This is a genomic window from Shouchella lonarensis (assembly GCF_900096965.1).
GTDB lineage: Bacteria > Bacillota > Bacilli > Bacillales > Bacillaceae_D > Shouchella > Shouchella lonarensis.
Genome location: NZ_FMYM01000009.1, coordinates 41,948 through 68,830, shown reverse-complemented (window position 1 = coordinate 68,830; position 26,883 = coordinate 41,948). Strand labels below are relative to the sequence as shown.

Below are 26,883 nucleotides of genomic sequence, written 5' to 3'. Positions count from 1 at the left end.
CTTCGTTGTTAAAATTTAAGTCCTGCTGCACGAGCAGCATCTGCTAATTCCGCAACACGGCCGTGGTATAAATAGCCACCACGATCAAAGACAACGACTTCGTGACCATTGTCCATCGCGCGTTTTGCAACCAACTCGCCGACTTTGCGAGCCGCTTCTTTATTGCCGCCGTTCTCTAGCTTTAGCTCTGTATCAAGCGTAGACGCTTGCGCTAAAGTGACACCATTCACGTCATCAATCAATTGCGCGTAAATGTGCTTAGAAGAACGGAATACGTTAAGACGTGGACGTTCAGCCGTACCGCTTAATGTGCGGCGTACGTGCGCATGTCTTTTCTTACGGCCTGCATTTCGATTAGGCTTCGTAATCATGAGACGTCATTCCTTTCCTTCAAAACGAATTATTTTCCAGTTTTTCCTTCTTTACGACGCACATATTCGCCTTCATAACGAATTCCTTTACCTTTGTAAGGCTCTGGCTTGCGTACAGCGCGGATATTTGAAGCGAGCGCACCGACACGTTCTTTATCAATTCCTTTTACAACAACCTTTGTATTTGACGGTACGTCAATCTCTAAACCGTCTTCTGGTGTGATCTCCACAGGATGAGAGTAGCCAACATTTAAGACTAGTTTTTGACCAGATTTAGATGCACGATAACCGACACCATTTAGTTCAAGGGCACGTTCAAATCCTTTTGTCACACCTTCAACCATGTTATTGACAAGCGCACGCATCGTACCGTGAAGTGAGCGATGCTCCTTATGATCTGAAGGACGCTCAAATGTCATTTCGTTCCCTTCAATCACTACTTTAATTGCTGGATGCAATTCACGGCTTAATTCACCTTTAGGTCCTTTCGCAGTGAAATGATTTCCTTCTAACGTGACCGTTACACCTTCAGGAATAATGACTGGCTTTTTCCCTACACGAGACATTCATGTCCACCTCCATTCATGCAAACTTATTACCAAACGTAAGCAAGTACTTCGCCACCAATTTGTTGGTTACGCGCTTCCTTGTCCGTTAAAATTCCTTTTGATGTTGAAACAAGTGCAACACCAAGTCCACCTAGCACACGTGGCAGCTCATTTGCTTTTGCATATACACGCAAGCCTGGCTTACTAATACGCTTCAAGCCTGTAATGACACGTTCATTTTTCACACCGTACTTTAAGAAGATGCGAATGACACCTTGTTTATTATCTGCAACATACTCGTAATCACGGATGAAACCCTCTTGTTTCAAAATCTCAGCAATTTCCTTTTTCACCGTAGAAGCAGGTAACTCAAGCTTTTCATGGCGAACAAGGTTCGCGTTACGAATACGTGTTAACATATCTGCAATTGGATCAGTCATGACCATTGTTATTTACCTCCTTCCGAGTCGTATTACCAGCTTGCTTTTTTCACGCCAGGAATCTGCCCTTTATAGGCAAGTTCTCTAAAGCAAATACGACAAAGTTTGAATTTGCGTATCACTGAATGAGGACGACCACAACGCTCACAGCGTGTATATTCCTGCACTTTGTACTTCGGCGTACGCTTTTGCTTTGCAATCATTGATTTCTTCGCCAACGTCATCCCTCCTCTTCTTTTAGTAAGAGATTATTTCTGGAACGGCATGCCTACTTGAGTAAGCAACTCACGCGCTTCCTCATCTGTTGCCGCTGTCGTCACGATGACGATATCCATACCACGTACTTTATCGACTTTATCGTAATCAATCTCTGGGAAAATCAATTGCTCTTTCACACCGAGTGTATAGTTTCCACGCCCGTCAAAGGCTTTCTTTGATATACCGCGGAAATCACGTACACGTGGTAAAGAAACTGACACTAGTTTATCTAAAAAGTCATACATCCGCTCACCACGTAACGTGACTTTTGCACCAATCGGCATGCCTTCACGTAGCTTAAAACCAGCGATGGATTTCTTTGCTTTTGTGATGACTGGCTTTTGTCCAGTAATTGCTTGCAATTCTTCCACTGCCTTATCTAACACTTTTGCGTTTTGAACAGCTTCACCTACACCCATATTCACAACGATCTTTTCGATCTTTGGAACAGCCATGACCGATGTATAATTGAACTTTTCCGTTAAGGCGGGAACAATTTCTTTTGTGTATTTCTCTTTCAAACGGTTCATTTCCGTGATCCTCCTTTCACACTACTGACTATTTATCAATCGCTTCGCCAGATTTTTTTGCAACCCGTACTTTTTTGCCATTCACTTCTTCATAGCCAATACGTGTGCGCTCACCAGTCTTCGGATCAATTAACATGACATTGGAAGAATGGATCGCAGCTTCTTGCTCGATAATCCCACCTTGTGGGTTCTCTTGTGACGGTTTCGCATGTTTCTTTACGAGATTGACACCTTTAACGAGCACGCGGCTTTTCTTTGGATATGCTGCAAGGATTTCCCCTTGCTTCCCTTTGTCTTTACCAGCAATGACAACGACGTTATCACCCTTTTTGACATGCATAATGTTGCACCTCCTTGATGCTTAATGCTGTTTCTACCTTACAGTACTTCTGGAGCAAGGGAAACAATTTTCATAAACTGATTGTCGCGAAGTTCGCGCGCAACTGGGCCAAAAATCCGTGTGCCTCGTGGGCTCTTATCGTCACGAACAATGACTGCTGCATTTTCATCAAACTTAATATATGAACCATCGTTACGACGCACACCGCTCTTAGAACGAACGATCACCGCACGTACAACTTCGCCTTTCTTAACAACGCCACCTGGTGTTGCTTGCTTGACGGAACAAACAATGACATCACCAATGTTCGCTGTCTTACGGCCTGAACCTCCTAGCACTTTAATACAAAGTACTTCACGTGCACCAGAGTTATCAGCTACTTTCAAGCGACTCTCTTGTTGAATCATTTCGCTTTCCTCCCTTCTAACAGCTTACCTTTAGATAATGATCGCTTCTTCAACGATCTCGACTAGACGAAAACGTTTATCCTTAGAAAGTGGGCGTGTCTCCATAATCCGAACGATATCGCCAACTTTTGCTTTGTTTTCTTCATCATGTGCTTTAAATTTCTTAGAGTACTTCACACGTTTACCATAGAGACGGTCTTTTTTGTATGTCTCAACAAGAACTGTAATTGTCTTCTCCATTTTATCAGATACGACACGCCCTTGGTAAACTTTACGCTGATTGCGTTCCATGTAACAAACCTCCTTTAGCCGTTATTAATTCCGAGCTCACGTTCACGCAAAACCGTTTTCGCACGCGCAATTGCTTTACGGACTTCACGGATGCGAATTGGGTTGTCAAGTTGTCCTGTTGCTAATTGAAAGCGTAAGTTAAACAGCTCTTCTTTCAGCGCTTCTGTTTTTTGTTCGATTTCAGCAGTGGTTAAGTTGCGGATATCAGTTGCTTTCATTTGAGTCACCACCCACTTCTTCACGTTTTACAAATTTACATTTGATCGGTAATTTGTGAGAGGCAAGACGTAACGCTTCACGGGCAACTTCTTCAGGCACACCCGCAATTTCAAACATGATCTTACCAGGCTTCACAACAGCAACCCAACCTTCAGGTGCCCCTTTACCAGAACCCATTCGAACTTCAAGTGGCTTTGCCGTGTACGGCTTAGATGGGAAGATTTTGATCCAAACTTTCCCGCCACGTTTCATGTAACGTGTCATTGCAATACGCGCTGCTTCAATTTGACGGTTTGTAATCCAAGATGCTTCAAGCGCTTGTAAACCAAACTCACCAAAATGTACATCTGTACCGCCTTTGGCACGTCCACGCATTTTCCCACGATGTTCACGACGATATTTCACACGTTTAGGTAATAACATGATTAGTTGCCTCCTTCCTCTTTGTTCGTTCCTTTCGTTGGAAGGACTTCACCACGGTAAATCCAGATTTTAACACCAATCTTACCGTATGTTGTATCTGCTTCCGCTGTACCGTAGTCGATATCAGCACGCAGTGTGTGAAGTGGAACCGTTCCTTCATTGTAATGCTCAGCACGCGCAATATCAGCGCCACCAAGACGTCCGGATACTTGTGTTTTGACCCCTTTTGCACCAGCACGCATCGTCCGTTGCATTGCTTGCTTCATTGCACGACGGAATGAAATCCGATTTTCTAATTGACGAGCAATATTTTCTGCAACAAGCTTTGCATCAAGGTCTGCTTGCTTAATTTCGGAAATATTAATGTGGACACGTTTACCAGTAAGATCATTTAATGATTTACGTAATGCTTCCACTTCTGAACCGCCTTTTCCGATCACCATTCCTGGCTTGGCAGTTGAGATTGTAATGTTTACGCGGTTCGCCGCACGTTCGATTTCCACTTTAGACACAGAAGCGTCTTTCAAGCGACTTTCGATGTGGTCACGAATTGCAATATCTTCATGCAACAAATCTGCATAGTCTTTTTTGCTTGCGTACCACTTTGAATCCCAGTCACGAATGACACCGACACGCAACCCAATTGGGTTCACTTTTTGACCCATGCTTATCCCTCCTTCGTTTCTTTTACAACCAATGTAATATGGCTTGTGCGTTTATTAATCCGGCTCGCACGGCCTTGTGCGCGTGGACGGAAACGTTTCAACGTTGGTCCTTCATCCACAAATACTTCTGAAATGTATAAGCCATTCGGCTCCATTTCATAGTTGTGCTCTGCATTTGCAACCGCCGAGTTTAAAAGTTTTTCAACGACTGGAGAAGCAGCTTTTGGTGTGTGCTTCAAAATCGCAATCGCTTCACCGACTTGTTTACCGCGAATAAGATCAATGACAAGACGGACTTTACGAGGCGCAATGCGTACTTGTTTCGCTACAGCTTTTGCTTGTTCCATGGGAATGGTCCTCCTTCCTTACTTACTTAGCGTCTTGTTTTCTTATCTGCGGCATGCCCTTTGTACGTACGCGTAGGAGCAAATTCGCCAAGTTTATGTCCAACCATATCTTCAGAAACATAAACCGGTACATGCTTGCGTCCGTCGTGGACAGCAAATGTGTGACCAATGAAATCAGGGAAAATTGTTGAGCGGCGTGACCATGTTTTAATGACTTTTTTATCGCCTGTCTCAGTTGCTTTCTCCACTTTTTTCATTAGATGACCATCAACGAAAGGTCCTTTTTTCAAGCTACGACCCATGAGAGTGCCTCCCTTCGTGATTCGCCCACGGTTCCATATAAGAACCGTAGCCAAACCGCGTTATTTTTTCCGACGACGTACAATGTACTTATCGGAGTGTTTGTTTTTCTTCCGTGTTTTAAAACCAAGTGTTGGTTTACCCCAAGGTGTCATTGGTGAAGGACGACCAATTGGTGCTTTTCCTTCTCCACCACCGTGTGGGTGATCGTTCGGGTTCATAACAGAACCACGCACTGTTGGGCGAATCCCTTTATGACGTGAACGTCCTGCTTTACCAATGTTGATGAGCTCATGTTCAACATTACCGACTTGACCAATGGTCGCACGGCATGTCGCCAAGATGTAGCGTGTTTCCCCTGAGTTCAAACGAACAAGCACATACTTATCTTCTTTACCGAGCACTTGCGCTTCAGTTCCTGCTGAGCGTACAAGTTGTCCACCTTTTCCTGGACGCATTTCAATATTATGAATGACTGTACCAACTGGAATATTTACAAGTGGTAGTGCATTCCCTGGTTTAATGTCTGCCTCCGGACCTGACTCAATCATTGTACCTACAGTAAGACCCTTTGGCGCTAAAATATAACGCTTCTCTCCGTCTACATAATGGATGAGCGCGATGTTTGCTGAACGGTTTGGATCATATTCAATCGTAGCAACGCGACCTGGGATGCCATCTTTGTCACGCTTGAAATCGATGATCCGGTACTGCCGCTTATGACCGCCACCTTGATGACGAACTGTTAAGCGACCTTGGTTGTTTCGTCCGCCTTTTTTATGAAGCGGCGCAAGAAGCGACTTTTCCGGTTTGTCTGTTGTCAACTCAGCAAAGTCTGATCCTGACATATTACGACGTCCGGGACTGGTCGGTTTATACTTTTTAATAGCCATTTTTGATACCCTCCTTCTCTTATTGATTAGCTTTCAAAGAAGTCTAGTTCTTTGCTGTCAGCAGAAAGCTGGACGATCGCTTTTTTACGACGAGCAGTAAAGCCTGTGTAACGACCGAATCGCTTTGATTTCCCTTTGTAATTCATTGTGTTCACGCGGTCAACTTTCACCTCAAAAATCTCTTCAATCGCATCTTTGATTTGTGTTTTATTTGCGCGTACATCCACTTCGAATGTGTACTTCTTTTCTTCCATTTGACCAGCTGAACGTTCAGTAATCACAGGGCGCTTAATGATATCACGTGCATTTGACATTACGCAAGCACCTCCTCTACCTTTTCGACTGCATCTTTTGTGATAATGACCTTGTCGTGCTTAAGCAAATCAAGAACATTGACACCTGCAGCAGTGACGAACGTTACATTCGGCAAGTTGCGAGCTGACATTGCCACTGTTTCATTGAAATCAGCTGTCACAACGAGCGCCTTTTTATCTACTGAGAGATTTGCAAGAACATCCTTCATTGCTTTTGTTTTAATGGTTTCAAACTGTAATTGATCTAGGACAATCATCTCATTTGCACCCACTTTGGCAGACAGTGCCGATTTCAGTGCAAGACGACGTACTTTTTTAGGGAGTTTAAAGCTATAGCTACGTGGTGTTGGACCGAAAACAACGCCACCACCAACCCATTGTGGCGAACGAATGGAGCCTTGACGCGCGCGCCCAGTCCCTTTTTGACGCCATGGCTTTCTACCACCACCACGTACTTCCGAACGTCCTTTTGTTTTGTGTGTTCCTTGACGAAGAGATGACTGCTGCATAACAACCGCGTCGTGAAGAACGCTTTGATTTGGTGTAATCCCAAATACGCTATCCGCAAGCTCAACGTCTCCTACTTGTGAACCTGTTTGGTTATAAAGTGCTACTTTTGGCATTCGAATGGCCTCCTTTCTTAAAAATTACCCTTTTACTGCACTACGAATCGTAACGTAGCTTTTTTTCGCACCAGGAACGTTCCCTTTAACGAGCAATAAATTGCGTGCTTCGTCTACACGAACGATCTCCAGGTTTTGCATTGTCACTTGCTCTCCGCCCATGCGACCCGGTAACAACTTCCCTTTGAATACACGGTTCGGCGCGACCGGCCCCATTGAACCAGGACGACGATGATAACGTGATCCGTGTGACATTGGTCCACGAGATTGGTTATGGCGCTTAATTGCCCCTTGGAAACCTTTCCCTTTTGAAGTCCCTGTCACATCAACGATATCTCCCGCTGAAAATATGGCGACGTTGACTTCTTGCCCTACCTCATGTTCGTCAACGTTTGCACCACGGATTTCCTTTACGAAGCGCTTAGGGGCCGTTTCAGCTTTCGCCGCGTGACCTTGTGCTGGTTTGTTTGGTTTTTTTGCATCTGCAAACCCAAGTTGAATCGCTTCATATCCATCAGATTCAACTGTTTTCTTTTGAAGCACGACATTTGGTGTTGCCTCAATCACTGTTACTGGAATGACGTCACCAGTTTCAGAAAAAATTTGTGTCATGCCGATCTTTTTACCTAAGATTCCTTTGGACATCCGTTACACCTCCTAAAATAATTGTCATATCATATCATTCTTTCTATTTCTATCCAAACATCAAAGTTTAATTTCGATATCAACACCTGATGGTAGATCTAAGCGCATTAACGCATCCACTGTTTGCGGCGTTGGGTTCACAATGTCGATCAAACGCTTATGCGTACGCATCTCAAACTGCTCACGAGAATCTTTGTACTTATGCACTGCTCGAAGAATTGTATAAACCGACTTCTCTGTTGGAAGTGGAATCGGTCCAGACACGCTCGCACCTGAACGTTTTGCTGTTTCTACAATCTTCTCTGCTGATTGATCGAGCACACGGTGATCATACGCTTTTAAGCGAATACGAATCTTTTGCTTTGCCATGATAGCCCTCCTTTATCGTCCATTTTTAAAATAGACATGCTCCGCGAAAATTTCCTCACCCGCCCATGGCAAAGGGTCCGGGTGTGTCAGCAACCTTTCGCATCAACGCTGCCACGTATGTCTAAAACACATAAAATGATATCTCAGGCACACTTATACTATTATACAGACATGTATGGGTGATTGCAAGGGGTAAAAGGAAAAAGTTTTACTGGTAGTAGCTTTCTAGCAATCAAATAAAAAGCACCCTACAAGGGCGCTTTTTACCGTAAATCAATTACTTCTCAATTGTTGACACAACACCAGAACCAACTGTGCGGCCACCCTCACGAATAGAGAAACGTGTTCCCTCTTCAAGAGCAATTGGTGCAATGAGTTCTACAATCATTTCCGTGTTGTCTCCAGGCATGACCATTTCCGTACCTTCTGGCAAATGAACAACGCCTGTTACGTCTGTTGTACGGAAATAGAATTGTGGACGATAGTTCGTGAAGAATGGTGTATGACGTCCACCCTCTTCTTTAGAAAGTACGTATACTTCCGCTTTGAACTTCGTGTGCGGTGTAATTGTACCTGGCTTTGCAAGCACTTGACCACGTTGGATGTCTTCACGGGCAACACCACGCAAGAGCGCGCCAATGTTGTCACCAGCTTCTGCATAGTCAAGAAGCTTACGGAACATCTCTACCCCAGTTACTGTTGTAGATTGCTTCTCTTCTGCAATACCGAGGATTTCAACCGTGTCTCCAACATTCAATTGTCCACGCTCAACACGACCTGTCGCAACCGTACCACGACCTGTGATTGAGAATACATCCTCAACTGGCATCATGAATGGCTTATCTTTGTCACGCTCTGGTGTTTCGATATACTCGTCAACTGCATTCATCAATTCAACGATTTTCTCTTCCCACTCTGCTTCACCTTCGAGTGCTTTCAATGCTGAACCTTGGATAACCGGAACATCGTCACCAGGGAAGTCATATTCAGATAGAAGATCACGAACTTCCATTTCCACAAGCTCTAGTAACTCTTCATCATCAACCATATCACACTTGTTCAAGAATACAACAAGCGCCGGTACACCTACGTTACGAGAAAGCAAGATGTGCTCACGTGTTTGTGGCATTGGGCCATCTGCTGCAGATACAACAAGAATTCCGCCATCCATTTGCGCAGCACCCGTGATCATGTTTTTCACATAGTCAGCGTGTCCTGGGCAGTCAACGTGCGCGTAGTGACGTGCTTCAGTTTCATATTCAACGTGTGATGTATTAATTGTAATACCACGCTCTTTTTCCTCTGGCGCATTATCAATACTATCGTAAGAAGCAGCGCTCCCTTTACCTGAACGTTTTGCAAGAACAGTTGCAATTGCAGCTGTTAATGTTGTTTTACCGTGGTCAACGTGTCCAATTGTGCCAATGTTGGCATGCGTTTTGGAACGGTCAAATTTTTCTTTTGCCATGCTTCATTTCCTCCCTTAATTGCAATCATTATTTATTGATAGGAAAGAGGGATAAATATATCCCTTACCTCTCCTAGGGTACAACAAAATTGCTTTAGGCGCAATGAGAAACGGTTTAAGCGCCTGTTTGCTTTTTAATGATCTCTTCAGCGACACTCTTTGGCACTTCTTCATAGTGATCAAAGAACATCGTATACGTGCCGCGACCTTGTGTACGTGAACGAAGTGATGTTGCATATCCAAACATTTCAGCAAGTGGTACAAACGCTTTAACAATTTGTGCGTTCCCACGCGCTTCCATACCTTCGACACGGCCACGTCGTGCAGTCACATCACCCATGATGTCGCCCATATACTCTTCTGGTACAACGACTTCCACTTTCATCAGTGGCTCAAGTAAAACTGGGTTACATTTTGTTTTTGCATTTTTAAGCGCCATCGATGCAGCAATTTTAAATGCCATCTCCGAGGAGTCAACGTCATGATAAGAACCGTCATAAAGTTTCGCTTTCAGGTCAATCACCGGATAACCAGCAATCATCCCGTTATCAAGCGCTTCTTCAATTCCTGCTTGGACAGAAGAAATGTATTCTCGAGGAACAACGCCCCCAACAACCGCATTTTCAAACTCAAATCCAGCGCCTTCTTCATTTGGTGAAAACTCAATCCAAACATGACCAAATTGTCCACGCCCACCAGACTGACGAACAAATTTCCCTTCCACTTGTGCCGTGCTACGAATCGTTTCACGGTAAGAAACTTGCGGTGCACCGACATTGGCTTCGACTTTAAACTCACGACGCATCCGGTCAACGATGATGTCCAGATGAAGCTCACCCATTCCACCAATGATTGTTTGACCCGTTTCTTCGTCTGTATGTGTTTTAAATGTCGGATCTTCTTCTGCTAATTTCGAAAGGGCAATCCCCATCTTATCCTGGTCAGCCTTCGACTTCGGTTCAACTGATAAGTGAATAACCGGATCTGGGAAGTTCATAGACTCCAAGATGACTAAATGCTTTTCATCACAGAGAGTGTCTCCTGTTGTTGTATCCTTCAAGCCAACAGCAGCTGCAATATCACCGGAATATACCGTTGAAATTTCTTCTCGTGAATTTGCGTGCATCTGTAAAATCCGACCTACACGTTCACGCTTATCTTTCGTTGCATTACGGACGTAAGAACCAGAATCAAGTGTTCCTGAATACACTCGGAAGAAAGTCAACTTTCCAACAAATGGGTCTGTCATCACTTTAAATGCAAGCGCGGAAAACGGTTGATCATCACCGGACTCACGCGTTACTTCCTCATCCGTATCAGGCACATGCCCTTTAATTGCTGGAACATCTAACGGAGACGGGAGATAGTCCAGTACCGCATCAAGCAAAAGTTGTACCCCTTTGTTTTTGAACGCAGATCCACAAATAACTGGGTAAAAATTGACTTCGCATGTTCCTTTACGGATCGCTGCTTTAACTTCTTCCTTTGTTAAAGGCTCCCCTTCAAGGTACTTCATCATCAAATCTTCATCAAGTTCAGCAACGGCTTCATGTAAAGACTCCTGAAGTTTCTCTGCTTGCTCTTTATATTCATCTGGAATTTCTGTCGTTTCCCAGTCCTGTCCAAGATCGTCTTTAGAAATATGAGCGACCATCTCAATCAAGTCAATCATACCGACGAATTCATCTTCTGCACCGATTGGCAACTGAATCGGATGCGCATTGGCTTGCAGACGATCACGCAATGTACCAACTGAATACATGAAATCCGCACCAGTCTTGTCCATCTTATTGACGAACACAATTCTCGGTACTCCATATGTTGTCGCTTGACGCCAAACGGTTTCGGTTTGTGGTTCTACTCCTGATTGGGCATCAAGAACAGCAACGGCTCCGTCGAGTACGCGCAACGACCGTTCAACTTCGACGGTAAAGTCTACATGCCCAGGTGTATCAATGATGTTGATACGATGCTCTTTCCATTGGGCGGTTGTCGCAGCAGAGGTAATTGTAATCCCTCTCTCTTGCTCTTGCTCCATCCAGTCCATTTGGGATGCACCTTCGTGTGTTTCACCAATTTTGTGCACACGACCTGTGTAGAATAAAATCCGTTCTGTTGCAGTCGTTTTACCGGCATCAATGTGAGCCATGATGCCGATGTTACGCGTATCTTTCAAGGAGAATTCTCTTGCCATAGTGTCTCTCTCCTTTCTGATCTACAAAAATTGATATCTTAACTTACCAGCGATAATGCGCAAAAGCTTTGTTTGCTTCTGCCATCTTATGCGTATCTTCGCGTTTCTTCACTGAAGCACCTGTATTGTTTGCTGCATCAAGCACTTCACCCGCAAGACGTTCTTGCATTGTCTTCTCACCGCGAAGACGGGCATAGTTTACTAACCAACGTAGACCTAGTGTCGTACGACGATCAGATTTCACCTCAATTGGGACTTGATAGTTTGCACCACCAACACGACGGGCTTTCACTTCAAGTACAGGCATGATGTTTTTTAATGCTTGATCAAATACTTCCATCGGATCTTTCCCACTACGTTCTTTCACGAGATCAAACGCTTGGTACAAAATCGTTTGTGCTGTGCCACGCTTCCCATCAACCATCATGCGGTTAATAAGGCGGGTGACAAGCTTAGAATTATAAATCGGATCAGGCAGCACATCACGACGTGTAACTGGACCTTTACGAGGCATAACTCCCCCTCCTTTCAATATTCAATAAGTGTGGTTTTACTTTATTTCTTGTCTTTCGGTCTCTTTGTTCCATATTTAGAACGACCTTGCATCCGGTTTTGGACACCAGCTGTGTCAAGGGCACCACGTACAATGTGATAACGCACCCCTGGTAAGTCTTTCACACGTCCGCCACGGATTAATACGACACTGTGCTCTTGCAAATTATGCCCGATACCAGGAATATACGCCGTAACCTCAATGGCATTTGTCAAACGCACCCGCGCATACTTTCGAAGCGCTGAGTTCGGTTTCTTCGGTGTCATTGTACCTACACGCGTACATACCCCACGCTTTTGCGGAGAAGAAACGTTCGTTTGTGCTTTTTTGAAGCTATTATAGCCTTTATTTAAAGCTGGTGAGTCAGACTTTTTCACTTTATCAACGCGACCCTTACGGATAAGTTGATTAATTGTTGGCATTCTTTTCATCCTCCCTTCTTATGTGCTCCAAGACCACTTACCCAGGTGGTTCATTTATAGACAAACAGAGTGATGCCCCTACGTAGTTTGCAGCAGCAATTCATTTTTATCTATCAAACCGCCATGATCTACATAAACAACTTGACTAAGCCTCTTGCGTTCATGCATACAACGACCATCATCTCTATTCATTTGCTTATCTCTTCCGCACTTGTTTAAGCGTACTTTCTAAGCAACGATGAAAAAGACTTTGGTAAAAGCATGTACACACAACCTTTTATGCCCAAATGTTCTCCACTATGTTAGGCAGAACATATTAAAAAGCACACTCAAGTATCATATCATCACACTCAGGGCTATGTCAATAGCCCTGATGCGATGTTATAAAAAATTATTCTTGTGCAACCATCTCTTCTGGTTGTGTCTGCTCTTCATGATCTGCTCGTTCATCATAAGAAGAATGGATACCAAGGCGACGGTATCGGTCTAATCCTGTTCCTGCTGGAACAAGCTTTCCGATAATGACGTTTTCTTTTAACCCAAGCAACTCATCACGTTTTCCTTTGATTGCCGCATCGGTTAGGACACGTGTTGTCTCTTGGAATGAAGCTGCTGATAAGAAAGAATCTGTCTCAAGCGATGCCTTCGTAATCCCGAGCAATACTGGACGACCAGTAGCAGGTCGTTTATTTGTCAATAACACATCTTTATTGACATCGTTGAACTTCTGGATCTCAATTAATGAGCCTGGAAGTACACCTGTATCACCGGCATCCACAATACGAATCTTACGGAGCATTTGGCGCACCATCACTTCAACGTGTTTATCACCAATTTCTACCCCTTGCATCCGGTATACCTTCTGTACTTCGCGTAGCAAATACGCCTGTACGCCATCCATACCGGTCACTTTTAACAATTCTTTTGGATCAATTGACCCTTCTGTTAATGGCTGGCCAGGAACAACCTGATCGCCTACAGCAACTTTCACTCTTGCTCCATAAGGAATAGCATATTGTTTTGTCTCAAGCTCATTTTGAACGGTTACTTCACGCTTGTCACTGTCGTTGACATCAACCACTTCCCCTGTCACTTCAGTGATCACAGCCTGCCCCTTTGGATTTCTCGCTTCAAACAACTCTTGAATCCTCGGCAAACCTTGAGTAATATCATCGCCAGCTACCCCGCCTGTATGGAACGTTCGCATCGTTAGCTGCGTCCCCGGCTCACCAATCGATTGCGCAGCAATGATCCCAACTGCTTCGCCGACCTCAACATCACTGCCGGTTGCTAAATTACGACCGTAACACGCTTTACACACGCCATGACGTGTATTGCATGTAAATACAGAACGAATCGTTACCGCATCAACACCTGCATCGACAATTTCTTTTGCACTATCTTCATTCATTTGTTCATTACGACGCACGATGACGTCATTTGTCTCTGGATGATACACCGTCTTAAAGGCCACACGACCGACAAGGCGATCATATAATCCTTCAATTGTTTCTGTTCCTTCTGTGATTGCTGCGACTTCTAATCCTCGGTCTGTGCCACAATCATTTTCGCGAACAATGACATCTTGGGCAACGTCGACAAGACGACGCGTTAAGTAACCAGAATCAGCCGTCTTCAATGCTGTATCCGCTAATCCTTTCCGCGCACCGTGAGTAGAAATAAAGTATTCTAGCACGGTTAAACCTTCTCGGAAACTCGACTTAATCGGTAACTCAATGATTCGTCCAGATGGATTTGCCATGAGACCACGCATCCCCGCAAGTTGCGTAAAGTTAGACGCATTTCCCCGCGCTCCAGAATCACTCATCATAAAGATGGGGTTACGCACGTTCAGTGTACTCATGAGTTTGCTCTGAATAACGTCTTTTGCCTCACTCCAAATGGAAATGACACGGTCATAACGCTCCTCTTCGGTAATTAACCCTCGACGGAACTGCTTTGTGATCCGGTCTACCTTCTGTTCAGCGTCAGCTAAAATTTCCTTTTTCTCAGGTAAAACAACAATGTCTGAGATGCCTACCGTAATACCTGCTCTCGTCGAGTAAGCAAAACCTAAGTCTTTCATTTGATCAAGCATTTTCGATGTTGCCGTAATCTTGAACTTCTTGAATACTTCCGCGATGACATTCCCTAAGAACCCTTTTCTAAACGGTGGAATCATCTCACGTTCTTTAAAAAGTGCCTTTACATCTGTATCACTTGGCACCATATATTTGGCTGGCGTCTCCACTTCCAAATTCTTTTGTGTCGGCTCGTTAATATACGGAAACGTGTCTGGGAGGATCTCATTAAATAACAACTTCCCAACCGTTGTAAGCAACAACATAGCTTGTTGCTCATCCGTAAATGTTGACTTGTTTAATGAACGAACCGGTAGCGCGATACGCGTGTGCAAATGAACATAACCATTTTGGTATGCGGTAATTGCCTCATTCGCATCTTTGAAAATCGCTCCCTCGCCATCCGCATCTTTGTTCTCCATTGTCAAGTAATAGTTCCCTAGAACCATATCTTGTGATGGCGTCACGACTGGCTTACCATCTTTTGGATTTAAAATATTTTGTGCTGCAAGCATCAAAATACGCGCTTCTGCTTGCGCTTCTGCCGACAATGGCACGTGAACCGCCATTTGGTCACCATCAAAGTCAGCGTTGTATGCTGTACAAACAAGTGGGTGGAGCTTGATGGCACGCCCTTCGACTAAAATCGGCTCGAATGCCTGAATCCCTAGTCGGTGCAACGTCGGTGCGCGGTTTAACAATACTGGATGTTCGCGAATGACCTCTTCAAGCACATCCCATACTTCCGGCTGTACCCGTTCAACTTTGCGTTTGGCACTCTTAATGTTGTGCGCAAAACCTTTTGAAACAAGCTCTTTCATGACAAACGGCTTAAATAGCTCTAACGCCATCTCTTTTGGCAGTCCACATTGATACATTTTCAAATTCGGACCGACAACAATAACAGAACGTCCCGAGTAATCCACACGTTTCCCGAGCAAGTTTTGCCGAAAACGCCCTTGCTTTCCTTTCAACATGTGAGAAAGAGATTTAAGTGGACGATTTCCTGGCCCTGTTACCGGACGACCACGGCGACCGTTATCAATCAATGCATCGACCGCTTCTTGTAACATTCTCTTTTCATTTTGCACAATAATATTTGGTGCACCTAAATCGAGCAAACGTTTTAAGCGGTTGTTCCGGTTTATGACACGACGATACAAATCGTTTAAGTCAGAGGTTGCAAAGCGACCCCCATCAAGTTGCACCATCGGACGCAACTCAGGTGGAATGACCGGTAATACTTCAAGAATCATCCAAGATGGCTCATTTCCAGAGTTTCGAAATGCTTCAAGCACTTCTAATCTCTTAATGGCCCGTGTCCGGCGTTGACCTTGGGCTGTTTCGAGTTCATCTTTTAATTGACCGACTTCTTTCTCCAAATCAAGGCTAGCAAGTAATTTATAGATTGCCTCAGCACCCATGGAGGCCGTGAAAGAGCCACCATATTTTTCATAATAAGCACGGTACTCTTTTTCAGACAACAATTGTTTCTTCTCTAACGGTGTGTCGCCTGGTTCTGTTACAACATAAGAGGCAAAGTAGATGACTTCCTCCAACGAACGTGGTGACATGTCAAGAACGAGCCCCATCCGGCTCGGGATACCTTTGAAATACCAAATGTGTGATACAGGCGCGGCAAGTTCAATATGTCCCATCCGCTCACGTCGCACTTTCGCTCGCGTCACTTCTACACCACAACGGTCACAAACAACACCTTTATAGCGTACACGCTTGTATTTCCCACAATGACATTCCCAATCTTTTTGCGGACCGAAAATTCGCTCACAGAACAAACCGTCTTTTTCTGGCTTCAATGTGCGGTAGTTAATCGTTTCAGGTTTTTTTACTTCTCCACGTGACCAAGAACGAATCTTACTCGGCGACGCCAACCCGATTTTCATATACTCGAAATTATTTACATCGATCAAAGGGCCAACCTCCCTTATTGTGTAATCAACGTTCAGCGCCAGAACTAAAAAGAAAGTTGCGCTTCACATTCTGGCTGCTAATCCGTTGTATTTGGGCTCGTTCATTCACTCTTTTCAAGCGTTAAATTTAGTTTTTCAGTCGTCTGCTCATCTTCGTCGTCAAGCTCTCGCATCTCAATTTCCTCTTCATTGCTTGATAACATTTTGACATCCATACCAAGAGACTGAAGCTCTTTGATCAATACTTTAAATGACTCTGGAACACCCGGTTCAGGAACATTCTCACCTTTGACAATCGCCTCATACGTTTTTACACGCCCAACAACATCATCAGATTTGACTGTGAGAATTTCTTGCAAGGTATATGCTGCCCCGTACGCTTCTAGCGCCCACACTTCCATCTCTCCAAAACGCTGCCCGCCAAATTGTGCTTTTCCGCCTAATGGCTGCTGCGTAACAAGTGAGTATGGACCCGTAGACCGCGCATGCAACTTGTCATCAACCATGTGAGCCAGCTTAATCATATACATCACACCAACAGAAACACGGTTATCAAATGGTTCTCCGGTGCGTCCATCGTATAAAAGGGTCTTACCGTCACGGGCCATGCCTGCTTCTTCAAGCGTTTGCCATAAGTCATCACCGCTCGCACCATCAAAGACCGGCGAAGCCACGTGAATACCGAGCTTGCGCGCTGCCATCCCAAGATGTAGTTCCAACACTTGCCCAATGTTCATACGTGAAGGTACCCCTAATGGGTTCAACATGATGTCAATTGGTGTACCGTCTGGTAAAAATGGCATGTCTTCTTCTGGCAGTATCCGAGAAATAACCCCTTTATTTCCGTGACGCCCTGCCATTTTGTCCCCTTGGTTAATTTTACGCTTCTGGACAATATACACACGAACGAGCTGATTCACACCTGGTGGCAATTCATCTCCGTCTTCACGGTTAAAGATTTTCACGTCAAGGACGATCCCGTCACCACCATGCGGTGCTCTTAAAGATGTGTCGCGCACTTCACGTGCTTTCTCACCAAAAATGGCATGCAATAAACGCTCTTCTGCTGTCAATTCAGTCACACCTTTTGGCGTCACTTTCCCGACAAGGATATCACCATCCTTCACTTCCGCACCGACATAAATAATGCCACGCTCGTCAAGGTTTCTTAACGCATCCTCACCGACGTTTGGAATATCACGTGTAATTTCTTCAGGTCCAAGCTTTGTGTCCCGCGCATCCAACTCATATTCTTCAATGTGAATCGATGTATATACATCATCTTTGACAAGACGCTCACTTAAAATAATCGCATCTTCATAGTTGTAACCTTCCCACGTCATAAAGCCGACAAGCACGTTACGACCGAGCGCCATTTCACCTAACTCCATAGATGGACCGTCCGCAAGAATTTCGCGCTTTGTCACACGATCTCCCTCACGCACAATAGGACGTTGATTATAACTCGTCCCTTGATTTGAACGGACAAACTTTTGCAAGTTGTATTTATCCAAGTCGCCTTTTACTTCTTTCCCTCCAACTTCCTCTAAACGACGCACCCAAATTTCTCGGGCAGTTACACGCTCAACAATTCCTGGGTGCTTCGAAACAACCGCAGCCCCCGAGTCTTTTGCTGAAACATGTTCCATTCCTGTACCAACAAGTGGCGCTTCCGGTACAAGGAGGGGCACTGCTTGCCGCTGCATGTTCGCACCCATCAACGCACGGTTGGCATCGTCATTTTCGAGAAACGGGATACATGACGTCGCAGCCGACACAACTTGCTTCGGTGATACATCCATGTAGTCAACACGTTCTCGTGGAACAATGAGGTTTTCACTACGGAAACGGGAAACAATTTGTTCCTCTACAAAAGAACCATCTTCACTTAACTTGGCGTTTGCTTGCGCAACAACATATTGGTCTTCTTCATCTGCTGTTAAATAATCAATTCGTGCGGTGACTTTCCCTGTCTCAGGATCGACACGACGATATGGCGTTTCCATAAAACCAAACTCATTCACTTTCGCATAAGACGATAGTGAGTTGATTAAACCAATATTTGGTCCTTCTGGTGTTTCAATTGGACACATCCGACCATAGTGTGAATAATGAACATCACGCACTTCCATTCCAGCGCGTTCTCTCGTCAAACCACCCGGTCCAAGGGCAGATAGTCGCCGTTTATGTGTCAATTCTGCTAATGGATTCGTTTGATCCATAAACTGTGATAACTGCGAGCTACCGAAAAACTCTTTAATCGATGCAATGACAGGCCGAATATTGATCAACCCTTGTGGCGTAATGACATTTGGGTCTTGAATCGACATCCGCTCTCTCACGACACGTTCCATCCGCGACAAACCAATTCGAAATTGATTTTGCAATAATTCACCGACAGAACGGAGACGGCGATTCCCTAAATGATCAATATCATCTGTATCGCCAATACCGTGCAACAAGTTAAAGAAATAACTAATTGCGGCCACAATATCAGCCGGCGCAATATGCTTGACTTCACTTGAAACCATTCCATTACCGATAACAGAAATGTAGCGTTCTCCGTCTGAATCATCTGGAACGTACACATTAATAGACTGGATATCGACATCAGACTCTTCTAAAACACCACCTGACGTTCGGGCTGTACGGAAACCTAGACCTTTTTCTAAGTAAGGTAAAAGCTTATCCAACGTTCGGCGGTCCAAAAGTGTACCTTCTTCTGCGAGCACTTCTCCAGTTTCTGAGTCAACGAGCGTCTCTGCTAGGCGCTGGTTGAACAATCGATTCTTGATGTGAAGTTTTTTGTTTATTTTATAGCGGCCTACATTCGCTAGGTCATACCGCTTTGGATCAAAGAAACGAGATTCAAGCAAATTTTTTGCGTTTTCAACAGTCGGTGGTTCACCCGGACGGAGACGCTCATAGATTTCCAGTAATGCTTTATCCGTTGAGTCGGTGTTGTCTTTTTCGAGCGTATTTCGTAAATATTCATTTTCACCAAGCAAACTAATAATTTCTTGATTAGACCCGAAACCAAGCGCACGTAAAAGAACGGATACTGGGATTTTACGTGTCCGGTCAATACGTACGTACACAATATCTTTTGCATCCGTTTCAAGCTCTAGCCAAGCCCCACGATTCGGAATAACCGTTGCTGAAAAACCTTTTTTTCCGTTTTTGTCAATTTTTTCATTGTAATACACACTTGGTGAACGAACAAGCTGAGAAACGATGACACGTTCAGCACCGTTAATGATGAACGTCCCAGTTTCAGTCATTAATGGAAAATCTCCCATAAATACTTCTTGCTCTTTCACTTCGCCTGTTTCTTTATTAATTAAGCGCACTTTCACACGCAAAGGCGCAGCAAACGTGACGTCGCGTTCTTTTGATTCTTCAACTGGGTACTTTGGTTCTCCAAGACTATAATCAATAAATTCTAGCACTAAATTACCCGTAAAATCTTGGATCGGAGAAATATCACGAAACATCTCCCGCAAACCCTCATCAAGAAACCATTGGTAGGAAGCTGTTTGAATCTCAATCAAATTCGGCAGCTCTAACACTTCGTTAATACGCGCATAGCTTCTTCGCTGGCGGTGACGTCCATACTGAATGAGTTGACCTGTCAACTGATTCACCCCTTAAATCTCGCGTTATAGTATCTCACTTACAAACTGTACAAAGACAATTGCCACTATCACTTCTTAAAACAACAGGCAAGTGAACTTATAGACTGTACAAAGAAGAAAAAAAGCTTTATAGTATGAATAAGTACAGTCATTCACTTAGCATAACCAAAAATGAACCGTTTCAATCACCAGAGTTTCACGCTCATGAGTATCGAAACGGCAAATTGGGCAATCGTACGCATTAAAGAATAATATCATAACTTCTATGCGTTCGTCAAATCTTTTTTTGCACAAAAAAGAACGTATCCCTTATCTTTTGCTATCGTCTCTACTGATTCTTTCCCAAATAACACCTGTAACTTTTCCTTCGTCGAGGCGGCGCCTTGTTTTTTCTGGATAACCACCCAAAGCATCCCCCCCGTTAACAAACGGTCATGCGCCTCTTCATATATAGAAAACACCACTTTTTTTCCCGCCCGAATTGGAGGATTGGTGACGATCGCCGCGAAATCTCTCTTTATGACATCTTGTGCACCATCCACATGCCGAACAACAACATTGTCAATTTGATTTTGTTTCGCATTACGTGCTGCGAGCGCACACGCCCGTTCATTTACATCAATCATCTCTACCATTCTGCCTTGCTCCACTCGCGCGATTGCCAGCCCAATCGGTCCATACCCACAACCGACATCAAGGACATCGCCCGCAACATCAGGAGAAGAATATGATTCAATTAAAAACCGACTACCATAATCGACTTCCCTTTTCGAAAACACCCCTCGGTCTGTTGTAAACAAAAACGAATGTCCTCGCAACACGTATGACCACGTTTTTTCATCATGGTCTACACCTGGCGTACGTGTATAGTAATGATCACTCATGACCTACCATCCTCCATTATCAAAATCGGAAAAAAAGGCCCGTAACTTTCACGGACCTTTTTCGTGCAAATGGAAAGAAATTACTTCACTGCAACACTCGCGCCAGCTTCTTCAAGTTTCGCTTTCATCTCTTCAGCTTCTTCTTTAGATGCGCCTTCTTTTACTGGTGCTGGTGCGCCATCAACAAGTGCTTTTGCTTCTTTTAAGCCAAGACCTGTGATTTCGCGAACAATTTTAATGACACCAATTTTAGATGAGCCAGCAGACTCAAGTACAACATCAAATTCTGTTTGCTCTGCTGCACCTGCGTCTCCACCACCAGCTGCCACCGCTACAGGCGCTGCCGCTGTCACACCAAATTCCTCTTCAATTGCTTTTACAAGATCGTTCAATTCTAGAACGGTCATTTCTTTAATCGCTTCAATGATTTGCTCTCTGCTCATTGTTATAATCCTCCTCGTTTAATATCATCGATAAAACATGTCATACATTAAGCAAGATTATGCACCTTGCTCTTCTTTTTGATCAGCAACCGCTTTTGCTGCCAAGGCAACATTTCGCATTGGCGCTTGTAACACACTAAGAAGCATAGAAAGAAGTCCTTCGCGTGATGGAAGTTCAGCAAGAGCCTTCACTTCATCGACACCGACTACTTTCCCTTCGAACACACCTGCTTTAATTTCAAGCGCTTCGTTTTCTTTTGCAAAGTTGTTAATCACTTTCGCTGGGGCAACCGCATCTTCATTACTGAAAGCAATCGCTGTCGGACCAGTTAAATGGTCATCTAGCGCCGTCAGTTCCGTTTCCGCTGTCGCACGGCGCACAAGTGTGTTTTTATACACTTTGTACTCAACGCCTGCTTCGCGCAACTGTTTTCGTAGTTCAGTGACTGCTGCAACCGTTAATCCACGGTAATCAACAACAACAGTCGCTTTACTATCCCGTAACTTTGTCGCGATATCAGCAACCATTTGTTGCTTTTGCTCTAATACGCTGCTCATGAATACACCTCCTGTAAAATGATTTCACACCGCCTGTAAGCTTTGTACAGCTATGAGGGAATTAGCTAAATGAAAAGCCCTCGTTTTTCGACAACGAGGGCAGTATGACTCCTACTACGGAAATCTATTTGCTCACCTCGGCAGGATATTTAAACCTAAAGGCACCTGCTGTCTACGGTATGACTTTTAAATTCACAAGTAATAACTTAACATATTCACAGCATGCTTGTCAATCATTACTTTGAAAAAGAACTTGTGGCAACACGGACACCAGGGCCCATTGTTGAAGCAACTGCAATGTTACGTACGTACGTCCCTTTTGCAGCAGCCGGCTTCACTTTATGAAGTGTTTCAATGATCGTCTGGAAGTTTTCAAGCAACTGTGCTGGTTCAAATGACACTTTTCCAATTGGTACGTGAATATTCCCAGACTTGTCCACACGGTATTCGACTTTACCCGCTTTAATTTCCGCCACAGCTTTTGCAACATCAAATGTCACAGTGCCTGTTTTCGGATTCGGCATAAGCCCTTTTGGTCCAAGCACCCGACCGAGGCGTCCTACTTGTGCCATCATATCTGGCGTCGCAACGATCACATCAAAATCAAACCAACCTTGGTTAATTTTATTAATTAGGTCATCCTCGCCTACATAATCTGCACCAGCAGCTTCTGCTTCTTTCGCTTTCTCACCTTTTGCAAACACAAGCACGCGTTGTGTTTTCCCCGTACCGTGCGGTAGTACAACCGCACCGCGAATTTGTTGATCCGCTTTTTTCGGATCCACACCAAGACGTACAGCAACCTCCACTGTCTCATCAAACTTCGCTACTGCTGTTTTCTTTACAAGTTCAAGCGCTTCTTCTGCTTGATATACGCGATCACGGTCAATTAGCTTCACTGCATCAGCGTATTTTTTCCCTTTTTTAGCCATTTTATTTCCTCCTCGTATGTGGTAATAACGGCGAGACCTCCCACTGTTTGAAAGGCTGTACTCCCAAAAAAAGAGCACAACCTCTCAGCAAACAAACCAACATTAGTCCTCGATCACAATACCCATGCTACGTGCAGTTCCTTCAACCATACGCATTGCCGCTTCTACTGAAGCAGCGTTCAAATCTGGCATTTTTGTTTCAGCGATTTCGCGTACTTTATCGCGTTTGACCGTCGCAACTTTTGTGCGATTCGGTTCGCCAGAGCCTGATTCAATTCCTGCTGCTTTTTTGAGTAAAACTGCAGCTGGTGGCGTTTTTGTGATGAATGTAAACGAGCGGTCCTCAAACACAGTAATTTCTACTGGAATGATTAAGCCTGCTTGGTCAGATGTACGAGCATTAAACTCTTTACAGAATCCCATAATATTCACACCTGCTTGACCAAGTGCTGGCCCAACTGGTGGTGCCGGATTGGCTTTACCTGCAGGAATTTGTAGTTTAACCATTTTGATTACCTTTTTAGCCACGTGACACACCTCCTTAAGTCCGTGATGTGGTTACCGGGAATGAGCTCATCCCCTCCCACTCAAAAAGACGGATGCAATCGCACCCGACTGGATAGCAACATACTAAACATAGAAATTCTATCATCAAATTCTTAAAGAAGCAAGCTTTTTATGAAATCTTTTCGACTTGAGTGAACTCAAGTTCGACCGGTGTTTCGCGTCCAAACATGTTTACGTGCACTTTTAGCTTCTGGCGATCTGGCTGTATTTCTTCAATTGTGCCAACGAAATTAGCAAACGGCCCAGTTTTTACCTTCACAGACTCTTTCAATTCGAAATCAACTTCCATAGTTGCTTCCATGACGCCCATTTGTTTTAAAATGCGCTCCACTTCATCCGGCATCAATGGAGTTGGCTTCGAACCCGCACCGGCTGACCCAACAAAACCCGTCACCCCTGGTGTGTTTCGCACGACATACCAAGAGTCGTCAGTCATGATCATTTCCACAAGCACGTAACCAGGGAACACTTTCTTCATCACTTGCTTCGTTTTCCCATTTTTCATCTCTGACTCTTCTTCTACCGGGACAAGCACACGAAAAATGTGATCAGCCATTTCCATCGTTTCAACGCGTTTTTCCAAGTTCATTTTCACTTTATTTTCATAGCCAGAATACGTGTGTACCACAAACCAACTTTTTTCCATTATTCAGGACGGATGTCCTTCCCTCCTTTTTCATTCGCACAAGCTGCCGCAGTGTTGGCTTTTTATTAAGGTGACTTCACCACTACAGCACGTAACGATGCAATCCCTAAATCAACAACATAAAAGAACGCGACCATAAAAGCAAGTGTAATCAGTACCACCCACGTATAACGCGTTAATTCCTTTTTTGTCGGCCATGTTACACGCTTTAGTTCACGTCCCACATTTCCTAAAAATGCAATCGGATTTTTTTTCTGATTTGTCATCTTGTTCCCTACACCCCCAGCGTGGCACATCATTGAAAAGTTAAACCTTATATTTATTGTCAATCCATCATCACAAATCAAAGTCTAGTAAAAGACGGTTGTACAAAAAATAAACCCACTTCTAACACTTGCATATCGTGGGTTCATTTTACAGCTCAAAAAACGGTTTGACTCTATTATAAATGTAAGTAGGAAGGAAAGTCAAACATTTTCCACAGAAGTGCTCGAGACCTTTATGACCAACCTACCTACATTAAAACACAACTTTTTTTAACTCAACATAACGTCCCAGCTTTTGTTTTATCCGCTGCAATGCATTGTCAATCGACTTGACACGGCGATTCAAATTAGCAGAAATTTCTTGGTATGTCCAGCCTTCCAAATACAAGGTTAGCACTTGACGTTCTAACTCACTTAAAATCTCGCCCATTTTCTTCTCGATGTAGTCAAGCTCTTCTTTATTGATAATCAACGCTTCTGGGTTGATCATCTCTTGATCACAGACAATGTCTAGCAGTGTTCGTTCAGATTCTTCTTCGTATAGCGGCTTGTCCAATGAAACATACGTATTCAAAGGCACGTGTTTTTGTCGGGTTGCACTTTTAATAGCAGTAATAATTTGCCTCTTGATACACAATTCGGCAAAAGCTTTGAAAGAGGACAGCTTGTCCCCATTAAAATCACGCACAGCTTTATATAAACCAATCATTCCTTCTTGAACAATATCCTCATAGTCACCGCCAGCTAAAAAATAAGCACGTGCCTTCGCTTGGACAAAATGACGATATTTACTCAATAAGTGTTCCAGTGCCAACGTATTCCCTGATCGAACTGCAAAGATGACGCGATCATCTTCCCACTTGTCAAATTCTCTCTCAGTCACCATGCTTTTCTGTTCTGCTAACCCTATACTCAACCTGATCACCCCTCGCGTTCGCACCGCTCTAATGTTGTGAAAAGTTGTACACATTGATTATATCGTACTCACACTGCATTGGTCAACCGTTCATTTCCCTTCTCGACGCCATCTCTCAAAAACTTCGGCAACTTCTGTTGATAACTGAATCTTCGACGATTGCTGTGTTCGCTGCTTTTTTTCAATGGTTTTGTCGATTCCTTTCATCACCAACTTCATTTCCCGTTGTAACTCGTGAGCAGACTTACGCAAGGCACCACTACCGAAAATGACAGACTGCTCAGCAAAGTCTGATGTCGCAACATAAATGCGTCGATCAATACGTTTCATTGTCGTCACGAGCTTCTCGATGCGCTCATCCGCCGTTTCCTTTTTCCTTGTATAAATAACATGGACACGGTGATGTAATGCATGCTTGCCTACACCACCTACTTGATGTGCATCAAACACAATATGCACTTCATGTCCCATATAAGCTGCATATTCAGCCATCATGTCGACAAGCCGGTCCCTTGCGAGTGAAAAATCCTGTTTACTAAGTGACTGCAGCTCTGCCCATGCACCAATGATGTTGTATCCGTCGACAAGCAAAATATCATGTGTCATGAATCACTTACACGCTCACGCTGGCGATATATTTCATACATGAGCAGCGCTGCCGCAACAGATGCATTCAAAGAAGTCACACGACCATTCATCGGAATGCGCAAAAGAAAGTCACACTTTTCCTTCACGAGTCGCCCCATCCCTTTCCCTTCACTCCCAATGACGAGACCAATGGCTCCTTGGTCATATGTCACCTCATTATAGTGGTCTGAGCCGCTTGCATCTGTACCAAAAAACCACAAACCCCGTTCCTTTAGCTCGTCCATTGTCCGTGCCAAGTTCGTCACTTGTACGACCGGAATGTACTCAATTGCCCCTGTTGACGCTTTGGCAACCGTTTCCGTCAACCCGACTGCACGCCGTTTTGGGATAATGATCCCGTGCACACCTGCGGCATCTGCTGTACGCATGATTGAACCGAGATTGTGCGGGTCTTCAATGCCGTCTAAAAGAAGGAAAAATGGTGCTTCATTCGCTGCTTGTGCTCGATCAAACAGCATATCAATTGTGGCATAGTCGTATGGTTTCACCGCCGCAACGACCCCTTGATGATTGCTATGCCCGATCCATTCATCCAATTGTTGCTTTTTTATCGGCTGTATAGGTACTTCATTTTCTTGTGCCAGTGACTGCACTGTTTGCATTTGCCCTTTTTGTGAATGTTCACCGATCCACACTTGATACACTTTCCTCCCTGACTGCATTGCTTCAATGACAGGGTTTTTTCCCGCGATAAGAGTGTGCGCCACTTGTAATGGCGTCACTTGCGGTTTTCTAGCTTGTGGTGTCACAGTCTTT

34 protein-coding genes and 1 other annotated feature are annotated in these 26,883 nt (G+C 44.2%); all 34 genes read right to left on the bottom strand.

The genetic code is table 11. From position 1 onward, the window contains the following. Positions 1-8: 8 nt before the first annotated feature. Positions 9-371: a 50S ribosomal protein L18 gene (gene rplR / locus BLT29_RS10340; protein WP_090776249.1), complete on the bottom strand. Its 363-nt coding sequence runs from the start codon at positions 369-371 to the stop codon at positions 9-11. A 29-nt stretch (positions 372-400) separates the two neighbouring features. Beyond that, positions 401-937 (bottom strand): 50S ribosomal protein L6, encoded by a 537-nt coding sequence (gene rplF, locus BLT29_RS10335; RefSeq protein ID WP_090776248.1) that lies wholly within the window; start codon positions 935-937, stop codon positions 401-403. Positions 938-966: 29 nt separating this feature from the next. After that, the gene (gene rpsH / locus BLT29_RS10330; protein ID WP_090776247.1) at positions 967-1,365 is read right to left on the bottom strand and encodes a 30S ribosomal protein S8; all 399 of its coding nucleotides are present in this window, start codon (positions 1,363-1,365) and stop codon (positions 967-969) included. A 26-nt stretch (positions 1,366-1,391) separates the two neighbouring features. Next, on the bottom strand, positions 1,392-1,577 hold the full coding sequence (rpsN, locus tag BLT29_RS10325) for a 30S ribosomal protein S14 (RefSeq protein ID WP_090776246.1): 186 nt from the start codon (positions 1,575-1,577) through the stop codon (positions 1,392-1,394). Positions 1,578-1,607: 30 nt separating this feature from the next. Further along, complete coding sequence (gene rplE, locus BLT29_RS10320) at positions 1,608-2,147, bottom strand: 50S ribosomal protein L5 (protein ID WP_090776245.1); 540 nt, start codon at positions 2,145-2,147, stop codon at positions 1,608-1,610. 28 nt (positions 2,148-2,175) lie between these two features. Next, positions 2,176-2,487, bottom strand: coding sequence for a 50S ribosomal protein L24 (gene rplX / locus BLT29_RS10315; RefSeq protein WP_090776244.1), 312 nt, complete (start codon positions 2,485-2,487; stop codon positions 2,176-2,178). Between the two features lie 38 nt (positions 2,488-2,525). Beyond that, positions 2,526-2,894, bottom strand: a complete 369-nt coding sequence (gene rplN, locus BLT29_RS10310) for a 50S ribosomal protein L14 (RefSeq protein WP_090776243.1) — start codon at positions 2,892-2,894, stop codon at positions 2,526-2,528. Positions 2,895-2,924: 30 nt separating this feature from the next. Further along, positions 2,925-3,185 (bottom strand): 30S ribosomal protein S17, encoded by a 261-nt coding sequence (rpsQ, locus tag BLT29_RS10305; protein WP_090776242.1) that lies wholly within the window; start codon positions 3,183-3,185, stop codon positions 2,925-2,927. 14 nt (positions 3,186-3,199) lie between these two features. Beyond that, positions 3,200-3,403, bottom strand: coding sequence for a 50S ribosomal protein L29 (gene rpmC, locus BLT29_RS10300; protein ID WP_090776241.1), 204 nt, complete (start codon positions 3,401-3,403; stop codon positions 3,200-3,202). Further along, positions 3,390-3,827, bottom strand: coding sequence for a 50S ribosomal protein L16 (gene rplP / locus BLT29_RS10295; RefSeq protein ID WP_090776240.1), 438 nt, complete (start codon positions 3,825-3,827; stop codon positions 3,390-3,392). Before rplP ends, rpmC begins: the two co-directional genes overlap by 14 nt. A gap of 2 nt (positions 3,828-3,829) precedes the next feature. After that, positions 3,830-4,492 (bottom strand): 30S ribosomal protein S3, encoded by a 663-nt coding sequence (rpsC, locus tag BLT29_RS10290; protein WP_090776239.1) that lies wholly within the window; start codon positions 4,490-4,492, stop codon positions 3,830-3,832. A gap of 2 nt (positions 4,493-4,494) precedes the next feature. Further along, on the bottom strand, positions 4,495-4,839 hold the full coding sequence (gene rplV / locus BLT29_RS10285) for a 50S ribosomal protein L22 (protein WP_090776238.1): 345 nt from the start codon (positions 4,837-4,839) through the stop codon (positions 4,495-4,497). A 26-nt stretch (positions 4,840-4,865) separates the two neighbouring features. After that, positions 4,866-5,141: a 30S ribosomal protein S19 gene (gene rpsS / locus BLT29_RS10280; protein ID WP_090776237.1), complete on the bottom strand. Its 276-nt coding sequence runs from the start codon at positions 5,139-5,141 to the stop codon at positions 4,866-4,868. 60 nt (positions 5,142-5,201) lie between these two features. Further along, positions 5,202-6,032, bottom strand: a complete 831-nt coding sequence (gene rplB, locus BLT29_RS10275; RefSeq protein ID WP_090776236.1) for a 50S ribosomal protein L2 — start codon at positions 6,030-6,032, stop codon at positions 5,202-5,204. 26 nt (positions 6,033-6,058) lie between these two features. Next, positions 6,059-6,346: a 50S ribosomal protein L23 gene (gene rplW, locus BLT29_RS10270; RefSeq protein ID WP_090776235.1), complete on the bottom strand. Its 288-nt coding sequence runs from the start codon at positions 6,344-6,346 to the stop codon at positions 6,059-6,061. After that, a complete protein-coding gene (rplD, locus tag BLT29_RS10265; RefSeq protein ID WP_090776234.1) occupies positions 6,346-6,969 on the bottom strand; it encodes a 50S ribosomal protein L4 in 624 nt (207 codons plus the stop codon). Before rplD ends, rplW begins: the two co-directional genes overlap by 1 nt. A 24-nt stretch (positions 6,970-6,993) precedes the next feature. Beyond that, positions 6,994-7,614, bottom strand: coding sequence for a 50S ribosomal protein L3 (gene rplC / locus BLT29_RS10260; protein WP_090776233.1), 621 nt, complete (start codon positions 7,612-7,614; stop codon positions 6,994-6,996). 60 nt (positions 7,615-7,674) lie between these two features. Continuing rightward, positions 7,675-7,983 carry a 30S ribosomal protein S10 gene (gene rpsJ / locus BLT29_RS10255; RefSeq protein ID WP_017729599.1) on the bottom strand — a complete coding sequence of 103 codons (309 nt, stop codon included), beginning with the start codon at positions 7,981-7,983 and terminating at the stop codon, positions 7,675-7,677. A 277-nt stretch (positions 7,984-8,260) separates the two neighbouring features. Further along, the gene (tuf, locus tag BLT29_RS10250) at positions 8,261-9,451 is read right to left on the bottom strand and encodes an elongation factor Tu (protein WP_090776232.1); all 1,191 of its coding nucleotides are present in this window, start codon (positions 9,449-9,451) and stop codon (positions 8,261-8,263) included. A gap of 115 nt (positions 9,452-9,566) precedes the next feature. Then, positions 9,567-11,645 carry an elongation factor G gene (gene fusA / locus BLT29_RS10245; protein WP_090776231.1) on the bottom strand — a complete coding sequence of 693 codons (2,079 nt, stop codon included), beginning with the start codon at positions 11,643-11,645 and terminating at the stop codon, positions 9,567-9,569. Positions 11,646-11,688: 43 nt separating this feature from the next. Next, positions 11,689-12,159 (bottom strand): 30S ribosomal protein S7, encoded by a 471-nt coding sequence (gene rpsG, locus BLT29_RS10240; protein ID WP_090776230.1) that lies wholly within the window; start codon positions 12,157-12,159, stop codon positions 11,689-11,691. Between the two features lie 41 nt (positions 12,160-12,200). After that, positions 12,201-12,620, bottom strand: coding sequence for a 30S ribosomal protein S12 (gene rpsL, locus BLT29_RS10235; RefSeq protein WP_090776229.1), 420 nt, complete (start codon positions 12,618-12,620; stop codon positions 12,201-12,203). Positions 12,621-13,011: 391 nt separating this feature from the next. After that, a complete protein-coding gene (gene rpoC / locus BLT29_RS10230) occupies positions 13,012-16,632 on the bottom strand; it encodes a DNA-directed RNA polymerase subunit beta' (RefSeq protein WP_090776228.1) in 3,621 nt (1,206 codons plus the stop codon). 101 nt (positions 16,633-16,733) lie between these two features. Continuing rightward, positions 16,734-20,267: a DNA-directed RNA polymerase subunit beta gene (gene rpoB / locus BLT29_RS10225; protein WP_090776227.1), complete on the bottom strand. Its 3,534-nt coding sequence runs from the start codon at positions 20,265-20,267 to the stop codon at positions 16,734-16,736. Positions 20,268-20,530: 263 nt separating this feature from the next. Further along, positions 20,531-21,151 (bottom strand): class I SAM-dependent methyltransferase, encoded by a 621-nt coding sequence (locus tag BLT29_RS10220; protein ID WP_090776226.1) that lies wholly within the window; start codon positions 21,149-21,151, stop codon positions 20,531-20,533. Between the two features lie 80 nt (positions 21,152-21,231). Continuing rightward, on the bottom strand, positions 21,232-21,594 hold the full coding sequence (rplL, locus tag BLT29_RS10215) for a 50S ribosomal protein L7/L12 (RefSeq protein ID WP_090776225.1): 363 nt from the start codon (positions 21,592-21,594) through the stop codon (positions 21,232-21,234). Positions 21,595-21,651: 57 nt separating this feature from the next. After that, entirely contained in the window at positions 21,652-22,152 is a 501-nt protein-coding gene (gene rplJ, locus BLT29_RS10210; RefSeq protein WP_090776224.1) for a 50S ribosomal protein L10, read from the bottom strand. A 61-nt stretch (positions 22,153-22,213) separates the two neighbouring features. After that, positions 22,214-22,348 (bottom strand) — a sequence feature (ribosomal protein L10 leader region). A gap of 40 nt (positions 22,349-22,388) precedes the next feature. Beyond that, the gene (rplA, locus tag BLT29_RS10205) at positions 22,389-23,084 is read right to left on the bottom strand and encodes a 50S ribosomal protein L1 (RefSeq protein ID WP_090776223.1); all 696 of its coding nucleotides are present in this window, start codon (positions 23,082-23,084) and stop codon (positions 22,389-22,391) included. A 102-nt stretch (positions 23,085-23,186) separates the two neighbouring features. Beyond that, positions 23,187-23,612, bottom strand: coding sequence for a 50S ribosomal protein L11 (rplK, locus tag BLT29_RS10200; protein WP_090776222.1), 426 nt, complete (start codon positions 23,610-23,612; stop codon positions 23,187-23,189). Between the two features lie 148 nt (positions 23,613-23,760). Continuing rightward, entirely contained in the window at positions 23,761-24,297 is a 537-nt protein-coding gene (gene nusG / locus BLT29_RS10195) for a transcription termination/antitermination protein NusG (RefSeq protein ID WP_090776221.1), read from the bottom strand. A gap of 65 nt (positions 24,298-24,362) precedes the next feature. After that, positions 24,363-24,563: a preprotein translocase subunit SecE gene (gene secE / locus BLT29_RS10190; protein WP_090776220.1), complete on the bottom strand. Its 201-nt coding sequence runs from the start codon at positions 24,561-24,563 to the stop codon at positions 24,363-24,365. Between the two features lie 253 nt (positions 24,564-24,816). Beyond that, positions 24,817-25,449: an RNA polymerase sporulation sigma factor SigH gene (gene sigH, locus BLT29_RS10185; RefSeq protein ID WP_090776305.1), complete on the bottom strand. Its 633-nt coding sequence runs from the start codon at positions 25,447-25,449 to the stop codon at positions 24,817-24,819. 120 nt (positions 25,450-25,569) lie between these two features. Beyond that, a complete protein-coding gene (locus BLT29_RS10180) occupies positions 25,570-26,085 on the bottom strand; it encodes an NYN domain-containing protein (protein WP_090776219.1) in 516 nt (171 codons plus the stop codon). Next, positions 26,082-26,834 carry a 23S rRNA (guanosine(2251)-2'-O)-methyltransferase RlmB gene (rlmB, locus tag BLT29_RS10175; RefSeq protein ID WP_437182642.1) on the bottom strand — a complete coding sequence of 251 codons (753 nt, stop codon included), beginning with the start codon at positions 26,832-26,834 and terminating at the stop codon, positions 26,082-26,084. The genes BLT29_RS10180 and rlmB overlap by 4 nt, the downstream gene beginning before the upstream one ends. Positions 26,835-26,883 lie beyond the last annotated feature (49 nt).

What these genes read in the sequence shown, in the direction of transcription:
- rplR (WP_090776249.1), bottom strand. Translation starts at nt 371, where the DNA reads ATGATTACGAAGCCTAATCGAAATGCAGGCCGTAAGAAAAGACATGCG.
- rplF (WP_090776248.1), bottom strand. Translation starts at nt 937, where the DNA reads ATGTCTCGTGTAGGGAAAAAGCCAGTCATTATTCCTGAAGGTGTAACG.
- rpsH (WP_090776247.1), bottom strand. Translation starts at nt 1,365, where the DNA reads ATGGTCATGACTGATCCAATTGCAGATATGTTAACACGTATTCGTAAC.
- rplE (WP_090776245.1), bottom strand. Translation starts at nt 2,147, where the DNA reads ATGAACCGTTTGAAAGAGAAATACACAAAAGAAATTGTTCCCGCCTTA.
- rplX (WP_090776244.1), bottom strand. Translation starts at nt 2,487, where the DNA reads ATGCATGTCAAAAAGGGTGATAACGTCGTTGTCATTGCTGGTAAAGAC.
- rplN (WP_090776243.1), bottom strand. Translation starts at nt 2,894, where the DNA reads ATGATTCAACAAGAGAGTCGCTTGAAAGTAGCTGATAACTCTGGTGCA.
- rpsQ (WP_090776242.1), bottom strand. Translation starts at nt 3,185, where the DNA reads ATGGAACGCAATCAGCGTAAAGTTTACCAAGGGCGTGTCGTATCTGAT.
- rpmC (WP_090776241.1), bottom strand. Translation starts at nt 3,403, where the DNA reads ATGAAAGCAACTGATATCCGCAACTTAACCACTGCTGAAATCGAACAA.
- rplP (WP_090776240.1), bottom strand. Translation starts at nt 3,827, where the DNA reads ATGTTATTACCTAAACGTGTGAAATATCGTCGTGAACATCGTGGGAAA.
- rpsC (WP_090776239.1), bottom strand. Translation starts at nt 4,492, where the DNA reads ATGGGTCAAAAAGTGAACCCAATTGGGTTGCGTGTCGGTGTCATTCGT.
- rplV (WP_090776238.1), bottom strand. Translation starts at nt 4,839, where the DNA reads ATGGAACAAGCAAAAGCTGTAGCGAAACAAGTACGCATTGCGCCTCGT.
- rpsS (WP_090776237.1), bottom strand. Translation starts at nt 5,141, where the DNA reads ATGGGTCGTAGCTTGAAAAAAGGACCTTTCGTTGATGGTCATCTAATG.
- rplB (WP_090776236.1), bottom strand. Translation starts at nt 6,032, where the DNA reads ATGGCTATTAAAAAGTATAAACCGACCAGTCCCGGACGTCGTAATATG.
- rplW (WP_090776235.1), bottom strand. Translation starts at nt 6,346, where the DNA reads ATGTCAAATGCACGTGATATCATTAAGCGCCCTGTGATTACTGAACGT.
- rplD (WP_090776234.1), bottom strand. Translation starts at nt 6,969, where the DNA reads ATGCCAAAAGTAGCACTTTATAACCAAACAGGTTCACAAGTAGGAGAC.
- rplC (WP_090776233.1), bottom strand. Translation starts at nt 7,614, where the DNA reads ATGTCCAAAGGAATCTTAGGTAAAAAGATCGGCATGACACAAATTTTT.
- rpsJ (WP_017729599.1), bottom strand. Translation starts at nt 7,983, where the DNA reads ATGGCAAAGCAAAAGATTCGTATTCGCTTAAAAGCGTATGATCACCGT.
- tuf (WP_090776232.1), bottom strand. Translation starts at nt 9,451, where the DNA reads ATGGCAAAAGAAAAATTTGACCGTTCCAAAACGCATGCCAACATTGGC.
- fusA (WP_090776231.1), bottom strand. Translation starts at nt 11,645, where the DNA reads ATGGCAAGAGAATTCTCCTTGAAAGATACGCGTAACATCGGCATCATG.
- rpsG (WP_090776230.1), bottom strand. Translation starts at nt 12,159, where the DNA reads ATGCCTCGTAAAGGTCCAGTTACACGTCGTGATGTGCTGCCTGATCCG.
- rpsL (WP_090776229.1), bottom strand. Translation starts at nt 12,620, where the DNA reads ATGCCAACAATTAATCAACTTATCCGTAAGGGTCGCGTTGATAAAGTG.
- BLT29_RS10220 (WP_090776226.1), bottom strand. Translation starts at nt 21,151, where the DNA reads ATGAGTGATCATTACTATACACGTACGCCAGGTGTAGACCATGATGAA.
- rplL (WP_090776225.1), bottom strand. Translation starts at nt 21,594, where the DNA reads ATGAGCAGAGAGCAAATCATTGAAGCGATTAAAGAAATGACCGTTCTA.
- rplJ (WP_090776224.1), bottom strand. Translation starts at nt 22,152, where the DNA reads ATGAGCAGCGTATTAGAGCAAAAGCAACAAATGGTTGCTGATATCGCG.
- rplA (WP_090776223.1), bottom strand. Translation starts at nt 23,084, where the DNA reads ATGGCTAAAAAAGGGAAAAAATACGCTGATGCAGTGAAGCTAATTGAC.
- nusG (WP_090776221.1), bottom strand. Translation starts at nt 24,297, where the DNA reads ATGGAAAAAAGTTGGTTTGTGGTACACACGTATTCTGGCTATGAAAAT.
- secE (WP_090776220.1), bottom strand. Translation starts at nt 24,563, where the DNA reads ATGACAAATCAGAAAAAAAATCCGATTGCATTTTTAGGAAATGTGGGA.
- sigH (WP_090776305.1), bottom strand. Translation starts at nt 25,449, where the DNA reads ATGGTGACTGAGAGAGAATTTGACAAGTGGGAAGATGATCGCGTCATC.
- BLT29_RS10180 (WP_090776219.1), bottom strand. Translation starts at nt 26,085, where the DNA reads ATGACACATGATATTTTGCTTGTCGACGGATACAACATCATTGGTGCA.